This is a genomic window from Allobosea sp. BK604, from assembly GCF_004341515.1.
Taxonomy (GTDB): Bacteria; Pseudomonadota; Alphaproteobacteria; order Rhizobiales; family Beijerinckiaceae; genus Allobosea.
Genome location: NZ_SLZF01000010.1, coordinates 1 through 20176, shown reverse-complemented (window position 1 = coordinate 20176; position 20176 = coordinate 1). Strand labels below are relative to the sequence as shown.

Sequence of the window (20176 nt, the reverse complement as noted above, 5' to 3'; positions counted from 1 at the left end):
CAGGATGGGCCGTGGCGGAGCAAGGCCGCAGCCGGACGATACCACAGCAGAATGGACGAGTGACGTGGCAGGCGCATTGGACGGCATCAGGGTCGTGGACTTCTCACGCGTTTTCGCGGGACCGGCTGCCACGCAGATCCTCGGCGATCTCGGCGCCGATGTCGTCAAGGTCGAGGCGCCGCTGGGCGGCGACGAGGCACGCTATCTCGGCCTGACCGAGGGCACGGAGCCGCGGCTCGGCGTCAGCCCCTCCTTCCTTGCGCTCAACCGCAACAAGCGCTCGATCGCGCTCGACCTCGGTTCCGAGGCCGGCCGCGAGGTCGCGCGCAAGCTGCTGACGCAATGCGATATCGCCGTCCATAATTTCCGGCCGGGCGCGATGCGGAAATGGCAGCTCGACTACGACTCGCTGAACGACGCCAATCCCGGCCTGATTTATGGCGAGTTCTATGCCTATGGCCCGTCCGGCCCGCTCTCGGAGATCGGCGCCAATGATCTCGCGCTCCAGGCCCATAGCGGCCTGATGAGCCTGACCGGCGAGCCCGGCCGTCCGCCGGTCCGCATCGGCACCGCGGCGGTCGACCTGCACGGCTCGCTCGCCCTGGTCGGCGCCGTGCTGGCGGCGCTCTACAGCCGCACCCAGACCGGCAAGGGCCAGCGCATCGAGGCCTCGCTGCTGCTGAGCTCGGCCCATCTCATGAACTATTTCTATTCCGAGTACTGGATCGACGGCACCGTCCGGAAGCCGATGGGCACGGCCAACCATCTCAGCGTGCCCAACCAGGTCTTCCCAACGGCCGATGGCAGCGTCGTCATCATCGCGCCGAGCGATGCGATGTGGCAGCGTTGCGCCCAGGCGCTCGATGCCGAGCGCCTCGCCATCCCCCGCTACAAGACGGTGCGCGACCGCCAGACCCACCGCACCGAGGTGATCGAGGCGATCTCGGCGGTGACGCGGCAGCTCTCGAGCCAGGAGGTCATCGAGCGGCTCGGCCCGGTCAAGGTCAATGTCGCCAAGGTCAACAATGCCGGCGAGGCGGCGGAGCATCCGCAGCTCGCCGAATCCGGCGGCGTCACCGAGTTCGATTATGCCGGCGAAACGGTGAAGGCGGTCTCGAGCCCGTTCCGCTTGACCGGGACGCCGGCCGAGACCCGCCATGCGCCCCCGCTGCTCGACCAGCATCGCGACGAGATCCTGGCCGATTACGGCCTCGCGCCCGACGAGATCCGGAGGCTCGCCGAGGCCGGCGCCTTCAGCGAGGGTTCTGGGCCGGAGCGCAAGGTCGCCAAGGCCGGATAGCGCGTTTTCCTGCCGTCATTGCGAGCAGCGAAGCAATCCAGGGGACTGCGCGAGACCTCCTGGATTGCTTCGCGGAGCCTGTACTCGGGCTTGCCGAAGCCAAGGCCCGGGGCTCGCAATGACGATGGCGGCTCCTCTCGCGGGAGCATGCTTTCACGGCCCGAACAGCCGCTTTGCAAAGCCCGGCCGCTCTCCTCCCGGCGCCACCGGCCTAACCTCGGGGCGTAATAACAATGGGAGGAAACATATGAAGATCGCCGCCCTGGCGCTGGCATTGCTGCTGGCGACGCCCGTGTTCGCGCAGCAGCCGCCGGCCCTGCCCTATAAGCCCTACACCGTGACCTCGCCCGACGGCGTCAAGCTCTCGGTGCAGGAATGGGGCAATCCGCAAGGACCCGCCATCCTGTTCGTCCATGGCTATTCCCAGGCCTTCATGTCCTGGCTGAAGCAGGTCACCGATCCCGAGATGGCGCGCCGCTTCCGGATGGTGACCTTCGACCTGCGCGGCCACGGCAATTCCGACAAGCCGGTCGAGAAGGCGGCCTATCACGAGAACAAGCGCTGGGCCGACGACGTCAAGGCGATCATCGACACGCTGAAGCTGGAGAAGCCGACGCTGGTCGGCTGGAGCTATGCCGGGCGCGTCGTCAGCGACTACCTGATGGTCTATGGCGACGGCAATGTCGCGGCGGTGAGCTATGTCGCGGCACTGACCAATGCCGCGAGCAATGCCGGCGCGCCGGCCGGCGACGCCTCCGCCGGCATGGGCAGCCCCGACCTGCTGACGCAGACGCGTTCGGTGGCCGAATTCATCCGCTTCTGCTTCGAGAAGCAGCCGGCACAGGCGGATTTCGAGCGGATGGTCGCCTTCAACCAGCTCACCCCGGCCTATGTGCGGGTCAATCTCGGCGGCCGCCAGACGCCGTATGAGGCCATGCTGAAGGGCTTGAAGGTGCCGGTGCTGGTCAGCCACGGCAATTCCGACAAGGCGGTGCTCAAGGCGGCGAGCCTCTATACGGCGGCGACCGTGCCGCACGCCAAGACGTCCTACTACGACGGCGTCGGCCACTCGCCCTTCTGGGAGGAGACCGAGCGCTTCAACCGCGAGCTGACGGCGCTGGTCGAGGACGCGAATAAGCGCTGACTTTTTCCGGGAAGCGCGCGGGATCCCGTCCCTCACCCTGCCCTCTCCCATCCGGGAGAGGGTTCCCAGCGCCTCACCTTGCTCGGCTTGCGCTGCGGACTGCTTCAGGCCGCCTGCGCAAGCAGCTCCTGCAGCTCCACCACCTTGCCGCTGCGGCTGCTCTCGATTGCGCCGAAGACCAGTGCCGAGGCCTGGACATTCGCCGCGACCTGCGTCTCCAGGGCCGGCCCACCGTCGCGCCACTGGCAGAACAGCTCGATCAACCAGTTGTTGATCCATTTGCGCTGTTCGAGCAGCGGCACCTTCTGGCCGGTGCCCTCACGGCTCTGCTGGCGCCAGATATCCTGGCGCATGAACACCTCTACATCGCGATGATGCAGGATCGCGCTGCCGTGCTCGCCATCGACGCGGATATACTCCTTGTAGAAGGTGTTGAGCCCGGTCGAATGCGCGCAGGAGCCCTCATAGAGCGCACGCACGCCGTTCTCGAATTCCATGGTCACGATGCCGTCGGTATCACCGGCATATTCGGCCCAGCTCGGCTTCCAGGTATTGGCATAGACGGTCCGGCAGGGTGCGCCGGCGAAGTCGGCGATGATGTCGAGATGGTGGATCGCGCCTTCGATCAGCAGCGGATCGGCCATCTGGTGCCGGAACAGCGAGCTCCAGGCCATGTGCTGGCGCATGTCGCCGAGGAAGCGCAGGCTGACATGGTTGATCTTGCCGAGGATGCCGGAGCGCACGATCCGGCGCAGCGTCGTCTTGTCCTGGTCGAAGCGGTGGCTCATCGTCACCGCCATCTTGCGCCCGGCCGCCTCGACCTTGCGCGCGATCCGCAGGGAGGCCGCCATCGTATCGGCAATCGGCTTTTCACAGAGGATGTCGAGCCCATGCGCCAGCGCGAGGTCGATGATCGCCTCGTGATGGGCGGGCGTCACCACGACCGTGCAGAAATCCGCCTTCACTTCGGCGAAGGCCTTCGCGGCGTCCTGGTAGCAGCGCTCCGCCGGCAGCCCGAGCTGGGCGGCGCCGAAGGCCAGCGCCTCCGGGTTGAGGTCGACGATGGCGACGACCTCGATCGTGCCGTCGGCGACATTGGTCTTGAGGAATTCGCTGCACCAGCGGCGCCCGAAGACGCCGATGCCGACATGGATGACCCGCTGCTTCATGAGTTCGCCTTCTCGTCGCGTGGCGTGCGATAAGGCTCGCCCCGCAAGCGCGGGGCGTTGGGCAGATCGACACGGCCTTGGCAATTGTGAGGGGCCGCGCACCGCCGGAACGGCGCGCGGCAGTATTTTTCAGGTCACTCCTCGACCTTGATGTTCTCGCTCTTGGCGAGCGCCGTCCAGGTCTTGAGGTCGTTGACCACGAAGTCGCGGAACGGCGCGCCTTCGAGCGGAGAGAGCGTGTAGCCGAGCTGGTCCAGCCGCTGCTGCACCTGCGGATCGGCGAGCGTCGCACGCAGGTCCTTGGTCAGCCTGTCGAGCACCGGCGCCGGCAGCTTGGCGGGCGCGAGCACGCCGTACCAGGCTGTGATGACCGCATCGGGAATGCCGGCCTCGATCAGGGTCGGCACATCCGGGAAGAGCGCATGGCGCTTCGTGCCGGTGGTCGCGATGATCCTGATCTTGTCGGTCGAGCCGGCATGCGGCTTGATGGTCGGCGGGGTGACGAAGCCGATATCGACATGGCCGCCAAGCAGGTCGTTCACCACTGCCGCGACGCCGCGATAGGGAATGTGCTGCAGCTTGATGCCGGCGCGCTTCTCCATCAGCACCGTGCCCATATGCGGCACGCCGCCGACGCCGGACGTGCCGTAGCGCAGCTTGCCCGGATTGGCCTTGGCATAGGCGAGCAGGTCCGCCACCGAGTTGATCGGCAGCTTCGAGGAGACCACCAGCGCGAAGGGCAATTCGACGATGCGCGAGACGAAGGTGAAATCGTCCGGCACCTTGTAGGGCATGTTGTCCTTGACCGCCGGCAGCACCGAGATGCCGTCCGACGCCGCCCAGAGCAGCGTATAGCCGTCGGGCGGAGACTTCGCGACGAAGTCGACGCCGATCTGCGATCCTGCGCCGGCCCTGTTCTCGACCGTCACAGGCTGGCCGAGCCGCGGGCTCAGATGCTCCGCCGTCAATCGGCCCAGGACGTCGTTACCGGCGCCAGGCAGGAACGGCACGACAATGCGGACGGGCTTACTGGGAAATTCTTGCGCCGATACCGGCGCGCTCATGGCCATCACTACGGACGCGATCAGGCCCGTCAACATTCTGCGCATTTCGATCCTCCCCGACAGTTTCTTGTCCTTTGGTCGAAATGCTAACAGCGCCCGCCTTTGCGTCAACGATCAGGGCGTTCCGGTTTTGGAACATCCAACGTGCGGCGGATGCAAAGATCGAAGGCTGTTTTCAGATGCGGAAACGGGCCGCCCGCTCCCGGGTCGTGCGGGCCTCCTCGACGATCCAGTTGCGGAAGCGCTGAACGCGCGCATCGCGCAGCCGGGCGCGCGGGACAGCAAACACATAGGCGGTCTCGTCGCGCAAGTGGATGTCGCAGGGAATGACCAGCCGACCGTTCTCGAGCTCGTCGAGTGCGAAGGCGACCTGGGTCAGCGCGACGCCGACGCCCTCGATCGCGCCGCGGAAGGTCAGGCTCGAATTCTCGAAGACCAGCCCCTCGTTGCGGTCAACTTGGCCAAGCCCCGCCGCCGCGAGCCATTGCCCCCAATCCTGCATGCGATGGCTCGAATGCAGCAGGGTGCGTTGCACGAGCAACTCGGGCGGGATGGAAACAGTGCCCTGCCCGTCCCGCGCCCCCGCCACGATCGGTACCATCACCTCGCCGAAGAGCCGATCGACCTGGATATCGGCGCCATAATCGCCGCCATAGCCGATCGCGGCGTCGATCTCGTCGGCGGCGAAGCGGGTCTGGTCATGCGAGGTGGTGATCTGGAGGGTGAGGTCGGGATGCTGCGCCTTCAACCGGGCGAGCCGCGGCACCAGCCAGAGCGTCGCGAAGGTCGGCGGCACCTTCAGCCGCAGCAACCCCTTGGCGCGGATCGCGGCCAGCGCCTCCGTGGCGTCGGAAAGCTCGGTCAGCGTCCGGCGCACCGTCGCCAGATAAAGCTCGCCGAGCTGCGTCAGCCGGACCTCGCGATGATGGCGCTCGAACAGCCGCTCGCCGAGATGCTGCTCCAGGTTCATCACGTGCCGGCTGACCGCGCCCGGCGTCACGCAGAGCTCGGTTGCAGCATCCTTGAAGCTGAGATGGCGCCCGGCGGCCTCGAAGACCCGGATGGCGTTCAACGGCGGCAGGCGCAGCATGGCGGGGCATTTCGATTTAAAAAACTGCAACCGAGATTGATCTAACTTGGTTTGCATTGAAAGCACCAAGTCGCTCCCCTCGTTGCATGTCACGCAATCGAGATGTTCGGGCCGTGCAGCGCCTTTCCCCTCCTTCGTTCCAGGGTCCGCAGCCATGACCCGCGTCCTAGCGGGCATCCGCGTCATCGAGTTCGGCCGCTTCATCACCGGCCCCTATGCGGCGATGCTGCTTGCCGATCTCGGCGCCGACGTCGTCAAGGTCGAGCGCGCCGGCAGCGGCGACCCGTTCCGCAGCTTCGAGAAGGGTCTCTACGGCCCGCAATTCCAGGCCTTCAACCGTAACAAGCGTTCGATCGCGCTCGATTTCGAGCTGGAGCAGGACCAAGCGGCCTTTCGTGATCTGATCGCTGGGGCCGACGTGCTGATCCAGAACTCGCGGCCGGGCGCCGCCGACAGGTTCGGCATCGGCCCGGAACAGGCCCGCACCCTCAATCCGCGGCTGGTCCATTGCGAGATCACTGGCTTCGGCCGTGACGGTCCCTACGCGCGCCGCCCGGCCTATGACACAGTTGCGCAGGCGGTCTCGGGCTTCCTCAGCATGTTCGTCTCGCCAGAGGAGCCCCGCATCGTCGGTCCGGCGGTCTCGGACTCGGTAACCGGCCTCTATGCCGCCCTCGGCATCATGGGCGCCCTGATGGAGCGCGAGCGCACCGGCCAGGGCCGCCTCGTCGAGATCTCCATGCTGGAAGCGACGATGCATTTCGCCGTCGAGCAGTTCCAGGGCTATTTCGTCAACGGCAAGGTGCCCTCCCCGCGCGATCGCGGCCGGGTTTCGCAATCGCTCGCCTTCCGCTGCGCCGATGGCCGCACCATCGCGCTGCATCTCTCCTCGCCGCCAAAGTTCTGGAACGGCCTGCTGCAGGCGATCGGCCGGCCGGACCTGGCCCAGGACCCGCGCTTCGTCCAGCGCATGGACCGCGTCCGCAACCACGATCAGCTCGAGGACGTGCTGCGGCCGATCTTCGCCAGCCAGCCGCGGGCCCATTGGCTGCCGCTGCTGGAGGCTGCGGACGTGCCGCACGCGCCGGTGCTGGGCGCCGACGAGGTCGTCGCCGACCCGCAGGTGCGCCATCTCGGCATCGACCGGACGCTGGTCCACCCGACCGAGGGCGAGGTCCGCACCTTGCGCACCCCGATCGTCTATGACGGCAATCGCGACGGCATCGTCATGACCCCGCCACCCGTGCTCGACGAGCACGGCGCCGAGATCAGGCGCGAGCTCGCCGCCGCCGCGCCTGCCCCAGCCATGGCAACCAGCGAGAGCCAGTGATGGAGTTCAAGCATCTCAGCCTGGCGGTGGCGGACAGCGTCGCCACCGTCACCATGAGCCGCCCGCCGGTGAACGCGCTCAGCCGCGAGCTCCGCGAGGAGCTGCTGCACATGTTCGACGATCTGTCGGATCGTGAGGATGTCAGGGCCATCGTCCTGACCGGCAGCACCCGCTCGTTCTCCGCCGGCGCCGATATCAAGGAGCGTGCCGCCCTGACCCCGCACGCCGGAGACTATCGGCGCCTCAACCGGCTGGTGCGCGAGGTCTTCTACGCAGTCATGGACTGCCCGAAGCCGGTCATCGCAGCGCTGAGCGGCCCGGCCCTCGGCGCCGGCTTCGCGCTGGCCCTGTCCTGCGACATGATCATTGCCGACGAGGACACGTTCTGCGCCATGCCGGAGGTCGATGTCGGCCTGGCCGGCGGCGTCAAGTTCCTGCAGCGCCATTTCACCCCGACCATGGCGCGCCGCCTGCTCCTGACCGGGCGGCGCATCACCACGGCCGAGCTCTACCGGCTCGGCGTGGTCGACGAGCTGCGGCCGGCTGCCGAGCTCATGCCGGCGGCGATGGCGCTGGCGGCCGAGCTTGCCGCCAAGAGCCCGCTCGCGATCCAGCTGATCAAGGATTCCTTCAATCTGGTCGAGAACCTCACCCTGCGCGACGGCTACCGTTTCGAGCAGGAGATGACGACGAAGCTCGGCCGGACCGAGGATGCGCAGGAGGCGAAGCGCGCCTTCGTCGAAAAGCGCCAACCTGTTTTCGTGGGACGATAAGATGCGGCTAGACGGCAAGACGGCACTGATCACCGGCGCGGGCTCGGGTTACGGCGCCGAGATGGCGCGGCGCTTCCGCGCCGAGGGTGCGCGCGTCGCCTGCGTCGACCTCAATCTCGACTCGGCGAAGCAGGTCGCGGCGGAATCCGGCGCTGGCGCAGCGATCGCGGTGCAATGCGATGTCGCCGACGGCCCCTCGGTCGCGGCGATGGTGAAGCAGGTCGATGCCCAGTTCGGCGGCTTCGATGTCCTGATCAACAATGCCGCGATCACGCAGCACCCTTCCCGCACCGGCCGCACGCCAGAGGCCGAGGTCGACCGGCTGCTGACGATCAACATCAAGAGCCTCTATCACATGGCGGCCCATGCCATGCCGGTTCTGCGCCGCGTCGGCGGCGGCTCGGTGATCAACATCGCCTCGGTGACGGCGATGCGCCCGCGCCCGGGCATGACCTGGTACAACGCCACCAAGGCGGCGGTGATCTCGATCACCCAGTCCATGGCCGGCGAATTCGCGCCGGACCGCATCCGCGTGAACGCGATCGCGCCCGCCGTCGGGCGCACGCCGATGTTCGCCGAAATGTTCAAGGACGAGGCGGAAGCCGAGGCCGCGCATGACCGGCTGGTGACCACGATCCCGCTCGGGCGCCTCTGTCGCCCGACGGATATCGCCGCCGCCGCCGTCTTCCTGTCCTCGGACGAAGCCGAATATGTCACGGGCATCGTCATGCCCGTCGATGGCGGGCGTCTGATAGGCTAGAGCATTTTCGAGCGAAGTGGATATCGGTTCGCCTGAAGAAAATGCGTCAAAACAGATAGTTAGAGAATTTTCGCGGTTCGGAGAAGCGCGAAAATGCTCAAGCGATAAGACCAGAGGGAACGGGCCGCAGAGCCCGGACTGCAACGACAAGACCAGAACGTGCCGGCCGCAAGAGCCAGGCGCGCGCTCTCGAGGAGGAAAACGGGCATGCTGAAGCAGATCCGAAACCCGAATGACGTCATCGGCGGCCTGTTCCTGATAGCCGTCGCGCTGCTGGCGCTCTGGCTCTGCGCGCCGCTGCGCCAGGGCACGACGCTGGAGATGGGGCCGGGCTACGCACCGCGCCTGCTCTGCATCATCCAGCTCTGCTTCGGCCTGATCATGCTCGTCCAGGGCGTGATGAGCGAGGGACCGCCGCTCGAGCGCTGGGTGCCGCGACCGATCATCTTCGTGCTCGCCAGCGTCGCCTTCTTCGCCGCGACGCTCGAGCGCCTCGGCCTGGTCGTCGCCGTGGTGGGCGTGGTCTTGATCTCGGCCATGGCCAACCGCGAGACGCGTGCGCTGCAGATCGCCGCGATGGCCGCGATCCTCGCCGCCTTCAGCGTCGGCGTCTTCGTCAAGGGCCTCAGCCTGTCCATGCCGGTCTGGCCGAGCTTCGGGAGCCTGTGATGATCGATAGTCTCGCCGGCCTGCTGCATGGGCTCAGCATCGCGATCCTGCCCATCAACCTGCTCTATTGCTTCATCGGCGCGCTGGTCGGCACGCTGATCGGCGTCCTGCCCGGCATCGGCCCGGTCGCCACCGTGGCGATGCTGCTGCCCGCGACCTTCTACCTGGAGCCGACCTCGGCGCTGATCATGCTCGCCGGCATCTATTATGGCGCGCAATATGGCGGCTCGACCACGGCGATCCTGGTCAACCTGCCGGGCGAGAACTCCTCGGTCGTGACCTGCCTCGACGGCTACCAGATGGCCCGGCAAGGCCGCGCCGGCGCCGCGCTCGCCGTCGCCGCTCTCGGCTCGCTCTTCGCCGGCATCGTCGCGACCTTCTTCATCGCGCTCTTCGCCCCGCCGCTGGCCGCAGTCGCGCTCGCCTTCGGCCCGGCCGATTATTTCTCGCTGATGGTGCTCGGCCTCGTCGCCGCGATCGTTCTCGCCCAGGGCTCGCTGGTGAAGGCACTGGCGATGATCATCCTCGGCCTGCTGCTCGCCTCGGTCGGCACCGATGTCGAATCCGGCGCCAGGCGCATGACCTTCGGCATTCCCGACCTCGCCGACGGCATCAATTTCGTGCCGCTCGCCATGGGCCTCTTCGCCATCGCCGAGATCATCTCCAATCTGGAGAAGCCGGAGCAGCGCGTCACGATCAGCGGACGCATCGAGAATCTCTGGCCGACGCTCGATGATTTCCGCCGCGCCTGGAAGGCGGTGCTGCGCGGCACCGGCATCGGCCTCTTCCTCGGCCTCCTGCCCGGCGGCGGCGCGATGCTGTCCTCCTTCGTCGCCTATTCCGCCGAGAAGCGCCTTTCGAAGCAGCCGCAGCGCTTCGGCCGTGGCGCGGTCGAGGGCGTCGCCGCACCGGAATCGGCCAACAACGCCGGTGCGCAGACCTCCTTCATTCCGCTGCTCACGCTCGGCATTCCGGCCAATGCCGTCATCGCCCTGATGGCCGGCGCGATGATGATCCACGGCGTCCAGCCCGGTCCGCAGGTCATGGCCAAGAATCCCGACTTGTTCTGGGGCGTCATCGCCTCGATGCTGATCGGCAACATCATGCTGGTGGTGATCAACCTGCCGCTGATCCGGGTCTGGGTCGCGCTCCTGAAGATCCCCTACCACCTGTTCTACCCGGCGATCATCGTGTTCTGCTGCATCGGCGTCTACACGCTCAACAACAGCACCTTCGACGTCACGCTGCTCATCCTGTTCGGCTTCGTCGGCTATCTCTTCATGAAATGGGGCTTCGAGCCGGCGCCGCTTCTGCTCGCCTTCGTGCTCGGGCCGCTGATGGAGGAGAACCTGCGCCGGGCGATGCAGCTTTCAGGCGGCAATCCGATGACCTTCGTCACCAGCCCGATCAGCGCCGTGCTGCTCGCCGCCGCCGTCGCGCTGCTGATCCTGATCATGCTGCCCTCCTTCCAGAAGACGCGCGAGACCGCCTTCGTCGAGGATCGCTGAGCCTGCGCCGGCGGACCCGACACCGTTTCAAAGGACATCACACATGGCTGAACAGCAGATCCGCGTCGGTATCATCGGCGCGAACCCGGAGCGCGGCTGGGGCATCACCGCGCATCTGCCCGCCCTGGCGAAGCTGCCGCAATATGCGGTGACCGCCGTCTGCACCACGCGCCAGGAGAGCGCTGACGAGACGGCGAAGCGCTTTAACGTGCCCCATGCGCTCGCCGACTGGCGCCAGCTCGTCACCCGCGAGGATGTCGACCTCGTCATCGTCGCGGTGAAGGTCGCGCAGCACAGGGAACTGGTCGAGGCCGCGGCCGATGCCGGCAAGCACGTCTTCTGCGAATGGCCGCTCGGGCTCGACAGCACCGAGGCGCAGTCGATGCTGCGCGCGGCGGAAGCCTCTGGCGTCAAGCACATGGTCGGCCTGCAGGGCCGCGCCAACCCGACCCTGAACTTCATCCGTGATCTCGTCCGCGACGGCCATGTCGGCGAGGTCATCTCCTATACCTTCACGTCATCGCTCGCCAATTCCGGCGCGAAGCTGCCGCCGGGCGAAGCCTACCGCACCGACAAGCGCGCCGGCGCCACGGCCCTGACGGTCGCCGGCGGCCATTCGCTCGACAGCCTCAAGCACATGCTCGGCGGCTTCTCGGAGCTTTCGGCGGTCTTGACCACGCAGCACAAGAAGACCGCCATCGTCGGCACCAATGAGGTGCTCGACGTCACCGCGCCCGACCAGTTGCTGGTCCAGGGCCGGCTCGAAAGCGGCGCCGTCGCCAGCCTCCATATCAAGACCGACATGTACGCGCCGACCGGCGTGCGCCTGGAGATCAACGGCACCGACGGCGACCTCGTCATCGCCACCAGGCCGCCGGTGGTCGTCACCACGGTTGGCCTGCAGCGCGCCGACCTCGCCGTGATGAGCGCCCGGCGCGGCGCCCGCGAGTTCAAGGAGCTCGACGTGCCCACTCATTATAATATGGCGCCGCCCGATATGCCGGCCGGGCCGCCCTTCTTCAGCGCGCAGCTCCTGGTCCGGCTGGCGGAGGCGATCCGCAACGGCACGCCGGCCCTGCCCAGCTTCGCCGACGCGCTCGAGCATCAGCGCCTGCTCGAGCTGATCGAGGCTTCGGCCGAGAGCGGCCAGCGCAAGAGCGTGCCGCGCGCGGGCTGAGCCAGCTCGCTCCCCGTCAGCCTGCGCCGTCCAAGTGCGGCAGCAGGCGCCCGCGCGTCTTGACGTTCTGCATCACGAAGGCGCTGTAGACCTCCGCCACACCCGGCAACGCACCGAGTTGGTCGCGGGCGAACTGGCCGAACTCCTCCAGATCGCGCGCGACCACGGTCAGTTGATGGTCGTAGCGGCCGGAGACGCAATAGCAGGCGATCACTTGCGGGATCGCCGCGACCGCCTGCTCGAAGGCGCGCACATTGGCCGCGTCCTTGCGCGCCAGCGAGATGTGGACGAAGGCCATCACCTTGTAGCCGAGCCGGGCGGGGTCGACCTCGGCATGATAGCCGGTGATCACGCCCTCCTCCTCCAGCCGCTTGACCCGGCGCCAGCAGGGCGAGGCCGTCAGCGCGACGCGCTCGGCGAGCTCCGCGCTCGACAGCCGCGCATCCTCCTGCAAGGCCTCGATGATCTTTAAGTCCATTCGGTCCAGCTTGGTCGACATGAATGTTTCGCCTTCCAGGGCTTCCTTGAAATGTTCATGCCGAAGGCTCTCGCAGAACCCGCCGAATTTGAAAAGAAAGATCGCAGGCCCTGAGCTAGATTGAGCTTTCATGTCGGCCCTCCCGAATGGCGAGAGGGCGCGGAACCGGCTGCAGGGGGGTTTGCATGGCGCGCTACGACGGCCCGATCGTCGATGCTCATCACCATCTCTGGGATCTCGACCTCAAGCGCCATCCCTGGCTGACCGACGCGGCCTCCGGCATCGGCGCGCTCGGCGACATCTCCTACATGCGCAAGAATTATCTCGCGCCCGACTACTGGGCCGATGCCGCCGGCCAGAATGTCGTCGCAACGGTTTGCATTGAGGCGCTCTGGGACCGCGCTCGCGATCCGGTCGAGGAGACGCTCTGGTTCGAGGCGGCCGAAAAGCCCGGCGGCCTCGCCACGCGCTATGTCGTCTATGCCAAGCTCGACGCTGATGATGCCGAGCGCATGGTCGAGCGCCAGGCCGAATTCCCCGCTGTAGCCGGCCTGCGCGAGACCGTTCGCTGGCATCCCGATCCGAAAAAGCGCTGGACCGACAAGCCACTGCTCACTGATCCGGACTGGCGGCGCGGCCTGAAGCTCCTGGAACGCCACGGACTGCTGCTCGAATTGCTGATGAACCCCTATCAGTCCGAGGATGTCGCGAAGCTCGCCTTCGACTTTCCCGATCAGGTCTTCGTGGTCGACCACTGCGCGAGCCCGGTCGACCGCGACGCAGAGGGTCTCGCGCGCTGGCGCGCCGGGCTCGCCGCCATGGCCAAGGCGCCGAACATCGCGATCAAGCTCTCGAATTACGGCGCCTACGATCCCGACCGCTCGCTCGACAATCTCAAGGCCACGGTGCTGCCCATCGTCGAGGCTTTCGGCCCGTCGCGCACCCTGTTCGGCAGCGACTATCCGGTCGCCCGGCGCAGCATGAGCTTCGCCGATATCTGCGAGCGGCTGAAGGATATGCTCGAGCCGTTCTCGGCCGACGAGCAGCGCGCGATCTTCCATGACAACGCGGTCCGCTATTACCGCATCGACACGACATCCAGACAGAACGAGGTGCAGCCATGAGGCGGCGTGAATTCCTGATCGGCTCGGCGCTCGCGGCGAGCAGCCTCGCCGCGCCTTCCATCGCCCGGGCGCAAGGCGCGAAGCTGCTGAAATTCATTCCGCAGGCCGATCTCGCCGTGCTCGATCCGGTCTGGACCACGGCCTATGTCACCCGCAACCACGCGGCCATGGTCTTCGACACGCTTTATGGCCAGGACAGCAATTTCCGCACCTCGCCGCAAATGGTCGAGGGCCATGTCGTCGAGAACGACGGCTTGCAGTGGACACTGACCCTGCGCGAGGGGCTGAAGTTCCACGACAACACGCCCGTGCTCGCGCGCGACTGCGTCGCCAGCATCCAGCGCTGGGGCAAGCGCGACAGCATGGGCATGCTGCTGATGGCCGCCTGCGACGAGGTCTCGGCCTCGGGCGATCGCAAGATCGTCTTCAAGCTGAAGCGGCCCTTCCCGCAATTGCCTGATGTCCTCGGCAAGGCGACGAACAACCTCGCCGCGATCATGCCCGAGCGCATCGCCCAGACCGATCCGTTCAAGCAGGTCACCGAGATGATCGGCAGCGGGCCGTTCCGCTTCAAGACGGATGAGCGCCAGCCCGGCGCCCTCGCCGTCTATGAGAAATTTGCCGGCTATGTTCCATGCCCGACCGGCACCACCGACTGGATGGCGGGCCCGAAGGTGGTGAAATTCGACCGGGTCGAATGGCACACGATCCCGGATTCCTCCACGGCCAGCTCCGCCCTCCAGACAGGCGGCATCGACTGGTGGGAGCTGCCGATCCCCGACCTTCTGCCGATCCTGAAGCAGGACGCCAATCTCAAGGTCGAGATCCAGGATCCTGCCGGCTATATCGGCATCATGCGGATGAACCAGCTTCACCCGCCCTTCGACAATCCGGCGATCCGCCGCGCCGTGCTCCGCGCCGTCACGCAGGCCGATTTCATGCAGGCCGCCGTCGGAGACGACAAGTCGATGTGGAAGGACGGCGTCGGCTTCTTCTGCCCGGGCACGCCGATGGCGAACAGCGCCGGCATGCCCTCGCCCCTCAGCATCGACGAAGCCCGCAAGGCGATCGTCGCTGCCGGCTACAAGGGCGAGAAGATCGTCATGCTCGGCGCGACCGACATCCCGATCCTCTCGGCCGTCGCCGAGGTTGGCCGCGACCTCCTGGTCAAGCTCGGCTTCAATGTCGACTATCAGGCGACCGACTGGGGCACGGTCGTGCAGCGCCGCGCCAAGCGCGACGGCGTCGATGCCGGCGGCTGGAGCGTGATCGACAATTTCACCGGAGGGCTCGACCAGCTCAACCCGATGACCCACACGATGCTCTGGAGCAACGGCGCCTCGGCGGCGCCCGGCTGGCCGAGCAGCCCGAAGCTGGAAGAGCTGCGCGCCGCCTGGCTCTCGGCTCCGGACGAGGCCGCGCGCAAGAAGGCCGCCGAGGCGATCCAGGTCCAGGCCTTCGAGGACGTGCCCTATATTCCGCTTGGCCAGTACCTCTATGCCACGGCATACAGGAAGACGATCAGCGGCGTCGGCAAGGGCTTCCCGGTCTTCTGGGGCATCGACAAGGCCTGAAGCGCCATTCCGGGAGGACAAGATGCGCAATGCCAACGAACTCGCGCAGCGGCTGCTGCGCGAGCATGAGCAGAATGAGCAGTTTCGCCCCTTCGCGGCGGCGAATGGCGCAGCCTCGCTCGACGACGCCTATGCGATCCAGGACGGCTTTGTGCCGCTGCTGCAGGCCAAGCACGGCAAGCCCGTCGGCTACAAGATCGGCCTGACCTCGCAGCGCATGCAGGCCATGTGCGGCATCGATTCCCCGATTGCCGGCGTGGTCCTGGCCGAGCGCGTGCACGCCAGCGGCGCCAGCGTCGCGATCCCGGCCTATGGCCGCCTCGGCCTCGAATTCGAGATCGCCGTGCGCATGGCCCGCGATCTGCCCCCGCAGGAGGCGCCCTTCACGGCGGAGAGCGTCGCCGCTTATGTCGACGGCGTCTGCGCCGCGATCGAGATCGTCGATGACCGCGCCGCGAATTATGCCGAGCTCGATATCCTCTCGCTCGTCGCCGACAACTCCTGGAATGCCGGCATCGTGCTGTCGGAATTCCGACCGACCTGGCCCGCGCTCGAGTCGGTGCTCGGCATCGTCAAGAGCAATGGCGCCGAGGTCGATCGCGGCCATGGCCGGGACGTGCTCGGCCATCCCTTCGCCCCGCTCGCCTGGCTGGCGAACCATCTCGCCGCACGAGGGCAGGCCCTGCGCGCCGGCGAGATCGTCATGACCGGCAGCCTGGTCACGACCCGTTTCCCCAAGACTCCTGAGGCCTACGCGTTCGAGATCGAGGGGCTCGGCAGCGTCGCGCTGACCGTGACCGCCGGCTGAGCCAGCGCACAGCCCTGTGGAAGGCCGGGCCGCCCGCGGCCCGGTCACGGCCGCCTGCCCGCCATTCGCGCGCCGATGGACGGAAGATTCAGCCAAGCTCGCGCCCTGCGCCGCCGTGGTTGTCACGCGGAAATACTTGTATCTGCTATTTAGACTAAATCTAAAGAACAAGAATTGCTTTGATGCGGGCGGTATACCCGTGATAGCGGCTGGCTAATACTCCCTAGCCGGAAGACAAATTATGCTCTCCCCCTCCGTTTCGCTGCGCCGCTGGGTCTCGGCCCTCGCCTTCTCCGCCGCCGCTCTCTTCACTGCGGCCGCCGCCGCCGAGACGATCGAGGTCACCGATCTCGCCGGCCGCGTCGTCAAGGTCACCAAGGACCCACAGAAGATCGTGCTCAGCGAAGGCCGCCAGCTCTATACGCTGGCGATGCTCGACCGCGATGATCCGTTCAAGCGCGTCGTCGGCTGGGGCAACGACCTGATCCAGAACGATCCCGGTGCCTGGCAAAAATACCTCGCCAAATTCCCGAAGGCGAAGGACGTCGCCGACATGGGCAACCCCTATGCGGCCGATGTCAGCATGGAGAAGATCGCCTCTCTCGGCACCGAGGTCTACATCCTCGACCTGTCCAACTACTTCAAGGCGCAGGAGACCGGGCTGCTCGGCAAGCTCGAGAAGGCCGGCATCGCCACGATCTTCGTCGATTTCCGCCAGGACCCGACGCAGAACGTGCTGCCGAGCGTTCAGCTGCTGGGCCGCGTGCTTGGCCGCGAGAAGGAGGCGACCGCCTTCTCGGACTATTATCTGCAGCAGACCCGGCGCATCTATGCCCGCGTCGGTGCGATCCCGGACAAGAAGAAGCCGATGGTGTTCGTCGAGCGCGCCGCCGGCCTGCTGCCCTGCTGCGCGACCTTCGGCCCGGCCAATTTCGGCCGCTTCATCGAGGAGGCCGGCGGGCGCAACTGGGGCAGCCAGTTCTTCACCGGCTTCCAGGCCGAGGCCGCGCAGGAGAAGGTGCTCTCCGACAATCCGGACGTCTATTTCCTCACTGGGGCCAACTGGTACGGCAGCAATCCCGGCAGCGCCGCCGTCAGCCTCGGCTATGACGCGACGACCGAGAAGGTGCAGAAGGAGCTTTCGGCCCTGATGCAGCGCCCCGGCTTCCCCCAGCTCAAGGCCGTCCAGGGCAAGAAGGTGATGGCCTTCTACCACCAGTTCTATGACGCGCCCTTCTACTTCGTCGCCGAGCTCGCCATGGCCAAGGAGCTCTATCCCGACCTGTTCAAGGACGTCGATCCGGAGGCGGTGTTCAAGGAATTCCACGAGAAGTTCCTGCCGATCACCTATTCCGGCATCTTCTGGGCCAAGCTCCAGTGAGCCTGGCACCGCAGTCCCTGAGCCGCCACGCAAGATGACCGCAGTACTGCCCGTGAGCGCCAGCGCTTCCGCAGATTATCGCCAGCGCAATGCACGCCGGGTGAAGCTGATCGTGCTCGGCCTCGCCGCGCTCGTTTTCGCGGTCGCGCTCGATGTCTCGATCGGCCCCGGCAACCTGGCGCTGAGCGACGTGCTCAGGGCGCTGGCCGATCCCTCCGGCGTCGAGCCGCGTCTCTCGGTCATCGTCTGGGACCTGCGACTGCCGATCGCACTGATGGCGCTGACCGTCGGCGCCATGCTCGGCCTCAGCGGCGCCGGCATGCAGACGATCCTCTCCAATCCGCTGGCCGATCCGTTCACGCTCGGCGTCTCGGCCGCGGCGACGGTCGGCGCCTCCGTGGCGATCGTCTTCGGCTGGAGCATCATTCCCGGCGCCGGCGTCTTCATCGTCACGGCGAATGCCTTCGTGTTCGCGCTCTCCGCCTCGCTCGTCCTTTTCTTCATGACCAAGCTGCGCGGCGTCAGCGCCGAGACGATGATCCTGGTCGGCATCGCCTTGCTCTTCACCTGCAACGCCATCACTGCGCTGCTGCAATACCGTTCCAATGAGGTGCAACTGACGCAGATCGTGTTCTGGACGCTCGGCAGCCTGGCGCGCGCCACCTGGGGCAAGGTCGAGATCGCTGCCGTGCTGATCGCGGTCGCGCTGCCCTTCTTCCTGATGCGCGGCTGGGCGCTGACGGCGCTGCGCCTCGGCGACGAGCGGGCCGAAAGCCTCGGCGTGCGTGTCGACCGTCTCAGGCTGGAGATCCTGGTCGCGACATCCCTGCTCGCGGCGGTCTCGGTCTCCTTCGTCGGTGGCATCGGCTTCATCGGCCTCGTCGGCCCGCATATCGCGCGGCTGCTCGTCGGCGAGGATCAGCGCTTCTTCCTGCCGGTGGCGACGATCGCCAGCGCCACCCTGCTCTCGCTCGCCTCCAGCGTCTCGAAGGCGATCAATCCCGGCGTGATCTACCCGATCGGTATCATCACCGCCCTGATCGGCGTGCCCTTCTTCATCAGCCTGGTCATGTCGATCCGCAGCAAGGGAGCCTGAGGATGGCGCTTTCCGTCCAGGACGTGCATTTCGGCTATGGTGCGGCGCCCGTGCTGCAGGGCCTGAGCACCGGCGAGCTTCCGCGCGGCAGCCTTGCCGCGCTGGTCGGCCCCAACGGCTCGGGCAAATCGACCCTGTTCCGCTGCGCCGCGGGGCTGCTGCGCGCCAGGAGCGGCCGCGTCAGTCTCGACGGCAACGACCTCTCCGGCCTCTCCGCCCGCGAGCGCGCCCGAAAGGTGTTTTACCTGTCGCAGGATACCGAGGCGCGCGTCGCGCTCTCGGTCTTCGACATCATCCTGCTCGCCCGCAAGAGCCTGCATCGTGGCTTCGCCCTGTCCGCCTCGCCCGAGGATGTCAGGGCCGTCGAGGCGGTGATCGAGGAGCTCGGCCTCGCTCCCTTCGCCTCGCGCGATATCGGCACGCTCTCGGGCGGCCAGCGCCAGCTTGCCGCGATCGGCCAGGCGCTGGTGCGCGAGCCCGACGCGCTGCTCCTCGACGAGCCGACCAGCGCGCTCGATGTCCGCCGCCAACTCGACGTCATGGCGACGATCCGCGCCGCCACCCGCCGCCGCGGCATCGTCACCGTGGTCGCGATCCACGATCTCTCGCTGGCGGCGCGTTTCGCCGACCATATCCTGGTGATGAACCAGGGCCGCATCGCCCAGGCGGGAGAACCCGACAAGGTGCTTGCGCATCCGGCCGTCTCGGAGACATATGCGGTCGGCGTGCATCTCGAACGCTCGGCCCGCGGCACGCTTCTGGTCGAGCCCTATATCCAGGTCCACTGAGCCATGCCGGCACCCACGCCCCAAGACAACTTCTCCCTCAAGGAGGAGATCCGCGCCTATTGGTCGGTTCGTGCCGAGACTTTCGATCTCTCATACGGCCACGCGATCAAGTCCGACCGGGAGATGCAGGCTTTCCAGCGCCTGCTCCGCGACTCGTTCGGACCGAAGCCGATCGACGTGCTCGACCTCGCCTGCGGCACCGGCGAGATCACCCGCGCGCTGCTTTCGCTGAACCATCGCGTCACCGCGCTCGATTTCTCCGAGGCGATGATCGAGCGGGCCCGCGCCAAGCACGGCAAATCCGCCCGGATCCTGCTCGGCGATGCCGAGCGCCTGCTCGATTCCGACGCGAGCTATGACGCGCTGATCACCCGCCATCTGGTCTGGACGCTGACCGATCCTGAAGCGGCCTTCGCCGAATGGTTCCGCGTGCTCAGGCCGGGCGGGCGCCTGCTCGTCATCGATGGCGACTGGATCAATCGCACCAGGCTGCAGGCCCTGATCAACCGCTTCGGCAACTGGCTGCGCGACCGCCGGGGTGCGCCCGTCCATCAGATCGACAGCGACACCCATGCTTCGATCAGCCAGCGCTTCTTCTTCAAGGACGGGTTGAGTCAGGACCGGTTGAAGGGAATGCTCACGGCTGCGGGCTTCGTGAACATCCAACCGGCGGATTACATCCAGGTCGTCAGGGCCCAGCAAATGACGGCGCCGGTGCACGACGCCATCCGGCTCGGCTCCTCGACCCGCTTCGCACTCCTTGCCGAGAAGCGCTGACTAGAGCATTTCCGCGTTTCTCCGAAACGCGGAAGCCGCTTTTCGGGCCGATGCGCTACAGATCAACGCCATCGACGAGGATCTCACGCTTTCCGGCGTGGTTGGCGGGGCCGACGATGCCCTCGTTCTCCATCCGCTCCATGATCGAGGCAGCGCGGTTATAGCC

General features: G+C 66.7%; 20 protein-coding genes. 15 read left to right on the top strand and 5 right to left on the bottom strand.

Annotated elements, in window-relative coordinates:
* Positions 1-64: 64 nt before the first annotated feature.
* Positions 65-1300, top strand: coding sequence for a CaiB/BaiF CoA transferase family protein (locus EV560_RS26790; protein WP_131859165.1), 1236 nt, complete (start codon positions 65-67; stop codon positions 1298-1300).
* 247 nt (positions 1301-1547) lie between these two features.
* Positions 1548-2444: an alpha/beta fold hydrolase gene (locus EV560_RS26785; protein ID WP_165923655.1), complete on the top strand. Its 897-nt coding sequence runs from the start codon at positions 1548-1550 to the stop codon at positions 2442-2444.
* Positions 2445-2548: 104 nt separating this feature from the next.
* Here EV560_RS26785 and EV560_RS26780 read toward each other — a convergent pair whose 3' ends face one another.
* The 3 genes from EV560_RS26780 to gcvA form a co-directional block, all read right to left on the bottom strand.
* Positions 2549-3613, bottom strand: coding sequence for a Gfo/Idh/MocA family protein (locus tag EV560_RS26780; RefSeq protein WP_131858908.1), 1065 nt, complete (start codon positions 3611-3613; stop codon positions 2549-2551).
* Between the two features lie 134 nt (positions 3614-3747).
* On the bottom strand, positions 3748-4722 hold the full coding sequence (locus EV560_RS26775) for a Bug family tripartite tricarboxylate transporter substrate binding protein (protein ID WP_131858907.1): 975 nt from the start codon (positions 4720-4722) through the stop codon (positions 3748-3750).
* A 130-nt stretch (positions 4723-4852) separates the two neighbouring features.
* On the bottom strand, positions 4853-5767 hold the full coding sequence (gene gcvA, locus EV560_RS26770; RefSeq protein WP_165923654.1) for a transcriptional regulator GcvA: 915 nt from the start codon (positions 5765-5767) through the stop codon (positions 4853-4855).
* Between the two features lie 154 nt (positions 5768-5921).
* On the opposite strand from gcvA, the gene EV560_RS26765 reads away from it, so the two are divergent.
* From EV560_RS26765 to EV560_RS26740, 6 genes are all read left to right on the top strand, one after another.
* A complete protein-coding gene (locus EV560_RS26765; RefSeq protein WP_131858905.1) occupies positions 5922-7097 on the top strand; it encodes a CaiB/BaiF CoA transferase family protein in 1176 nt (391 codons plus the stop codon).
* The gene (locus tag EV560_RS26760; RefSeq protein WP_131858904.1) at positions 7097-7870 is read left to right on the top strand and encodes an enoyl-CoA hydratase/isomerase family protein; all 774 of its coding nucleotides are present in this window, start codon (positions 7097-7099) and stop codon (positions 7868-7870) included. Before EV560_RS26765 ends, EV560_RS26760 begins: the two co-directional genes overlap by 1 nt.
* 1 nt (position 7871) lies before the next feature.
* Positions 7872-8630, top strand: a complete 759-nt coding sequence (locus EV560_RS26755; RefSeq protein WP_131858903.1) for an SDR family oxidoreductase — start codon at positions 7872-7874, stop codon at positions 8628-8630.
* Positions 8631-8837: 207 nt separating this feature from the next.
* Positions 8838-9299, top strand: a complete 462-nt coding sequence (locus tag EV560_RS26750; RefSeq protein ID WP_131858902.1) for a tripartite tricarboxylate transporter TctB family protein — start codon at positions 8838-8840, stop codon at positions 9297-9299.
* A complete protein-coding gene (locus tag EV560_RS26745) occupies positions 9299-10807 on the top strand; it encodes a tripartite tricarboxylate transporter permease (RefSeq protein ID WP_131858901.1) in 1509 nt (502 codons plus the stop codon). The genes EV560_RS26750 and EV560_RS26745 overlap by 1 nt, the downstream gene beginning before the upstream one ends.
* A gap of 43 nt (positions 10808-10850) precedes the next feature.
* The gene (locus tag EV560_RS26740; RefSeq protein ID WP_131858900.1) at positions 10851-11984 is read left to right on the top strand and encodes a Gfo/Idh/MocA family protein; all 1134 of its coding nucleotides are present in this window, start codon (positions 10851-10853) and stop codon (positions 11982-11984) included.
* Positions 11985-12000: 16 nt separating this feature from the next.
* Here the strand turns inward: EV560_RS26740 and EV560_RS26735 are convergent, their stop codons facing one another.
* On the bottom strand, positions 12001-12483 hold the full coding sequence (locus tag EV560_RS26735) for an Lrp/AsnC family transcriptional regulator (protein WP_131858899.1): 483 nt from the start codon (positions 12481-12483) through the stop codon (positions 12001-12003).
* Between the two features lie 164 nt (positions 12484-12647).
* Here EV560_RS26735 and EV560_RS26730 point away from each other — a divergent pair, with 164 nt between their 5' ends.
* The 7 genes from EV560_RS26730 to EV560_RS26700 all read left to right on the top strand — a co-directional run bounded on the left by EV560_RS26730 (position 12648) and on the right by EV560_RS26700 (position 20010).
* A complete protein-coding gene (locus EV560_RS26730; RefSeq protein WP_165923653.1) occupies positions 12648-13586 on the top strand; it encodes an amidohydrolase family protein in 939 nt (312 codons plus the stop codon).
* Positions 13583-15160 (top strand): ABC transporter substrate-binding protein, encoded by a 1578-nt coding sequence (locus EV560_RS26725; protein WP_131858897.1) that lies wholly within the window; start codon positions 13583-13585, stop codon positions 15158-15160. Before EV560_RS26730 ends, EV560_RS26725 begins: the two co-directional genes overlap by 4 nt.
* A 22-nt stretch (positions 15161-15182) precedes the next feature.
* Positions 15183-15968 carry a 2-keto-4-pentenoate hydratase gene (locus EV560_RS26720; RefSeq protein ID WP_131858896.1) on the top strand — a complete coding sequence of 262 codons (786 nt, stop codon included), beginning with the start codon at positions 15183-15185 and terminating at the stop codon, positions 15966-15968.
* Positions 15969-16209: 241 nt separating this feature from the next.
* Positions 16210-17349 (top strand): ABC transporter substrate-binding protein, encoded by a 1140-nt coding sequence (locus tag EV560_RS26715; protein WP_131858895.1) that lies wholly within the window; start codon positions 16210-16212, stop codon positions 17347-17349.
* A gap of 34 nt (positions 17350-17383) precedes the next feature.
* Entirely contained in the window at positions 17384-18445 is a 1062-nt protein-coding gene (locus tag EV560_RS26710; protein WP_131858894.1) for a FecCD family ABC transporter permease, read from the top strand.
* A gap of 2 nt (positions 18446-18447) precedes the next feature.
* A complete protein-coding gene (locus EV560_RS26705; RefSeq protein WP_131858893.1) occupies positions 18448-19233 on the top strand; it encodes an ABC transporter ATP-binding protein in 786 nt (261 codons plus the stop codon).
* A 3-nt stretch (positions 19234-19236) separates the two neighbouring features.
* Positions 19237-20010 (top strand): class I SAM-dependent methyltransferase, encoded by a 774-nt coding sequence (locus EV560_RS26700; protein ID WP_131858892.1) that lies wholly within the window; start codon positions 19237-19239, stop codon positions 20008-20010.
* Positions 20011-20065: 55 nt separating this feature from the next.
* Here EV560_RS26700 and EV560_RS36905 read toward each other — a convergent pair.
* Positions 20066-20176: DNA translocase FtsK (locus tag EV560_RS36905; protein WP_131858891.1), on the bottom strand; the 111-nt coding region annotated here is incomplete at its 5' end.

Coding starts and splice junctions, on each gene's coding strand:
- EV560_RS26785 (WP_165923655.1), top strand. CDS start 1,548: ATGAAGATCGCCGCCCTGGCGCTGGCATTGCTGCTGGCGACGCCCGTG.
- EV560_RS26780 (WP_131858908.1), bottom strand. CDS start 3,613: ATGAAGCAGCGGGTCATCCATGTCGGCATCGGCGTCTTCGGGCGCCGC.
- EV560_RS26775 (WP_131858907.1), bottom strand. CDS start 4,722: ATGCGCAGAATGTTGACGGGCCTGATCGCGTCCGTAGTGATGGCCATG.
- gcvA (WP_165923654.1), bottom strand. CDS start 5,767: ATGCTGCGCCTGCCGCCGTTGAACGCCATCCGGGTCTTCGAGGCCGCC.
- EV560_RS26765 (WP_131858905.1), top strand. CDS start 5,922: ATGACCCGCGTCCTAGCGGGCATCCGCGTCATCGAGTTCGGCCGCTTC.
- EV560_RS26760 (WP_131858904.1), top strand. CDS start 7,097: ATGGAGTTCAAGCATCTCAGCCTGGCGGTGGCGGACAGCGTCGCCACC.
- EV560_RS26755 (WP_131858903.1), top strand. CDS start 7,872: ATGCGGCTAGACGGCAAGACGGCACTGATCACCGGCGCGGGCTCGGGT.
- EV560_RS26750 (WP_131858902.1), top strand. CDS start 8,838: ATGCTGAAGCAGATCCGAAACCCGAATGACGTCATCGGCGGCCTGTTC.
- EV560_RS26745 (WP_131858901.1), top strand. CDS start 9,299: ATGATCGATAGTCTCGCCGGCCTGCTGCATGGGCTCAGCATCGCGATC.
- EV560_RS26740 (WP_131858900.1), top strand. CDS start 10,851: ATGGCTGAACAGCAGATCCGCGTCGGTATCATCGGCGCGAACCCGGAG.
- EV560_RS26735 (WP_131858899.1), bottom strand. CDS start 12,483: ATGTCGACCAAGCTGGACCGAATGGACTTAAAGATCATCGAGGCCTTG.
- EV560_RS26730 (WP_165923653.1), top strand. CDS start 12,648: ATGGCGCGCTACGACGGCCCGATCGTCGATGCTCATCACCATCTCTGG.
- EV560_RS26725 (WP_131858897.1), top strand. CDS start 13,583: ATGAGGCGGCGTGAATTCCTGATCGGCTCGGCGCTCGCGGCGAGCAGC.
- EV560_RS26720 (WP_131858896.1), top strand. CDS start 15,183: ATGCGCAATGCCAACGAACTCGCGCAGCGGCTGCTGCGCGAGCATGAG.
- EV560_RS26715 (WP_131858895.1), top strand. CDS start 16,210: ATGCTCTCCCCCTCCGTTTCGCTGCGCCGCTGGGTCTCGGCCCTCGCC.
- EV560_RS26710 (WP_131858894.1), top strand. CDS start 17,384: ATGACCGCAGTACTGCCCGTGAGCGCCAGCGCTTCCGCAGATTATCGC.
- EV560_RS26705 (WP_131858893.1), top strand. CDS start 18,448: ATGGCGCTTTCCGTCCAGGACGTGCATTTCGGCTATGGTGCGGCGCCC.
- EV560_RS26700 (WP_131858892.1), top strand. CDS start 19,237: ATGCCGGCACCCACGCCCCAAGACAACTTCTCCCTCAAGGAGGAGATC.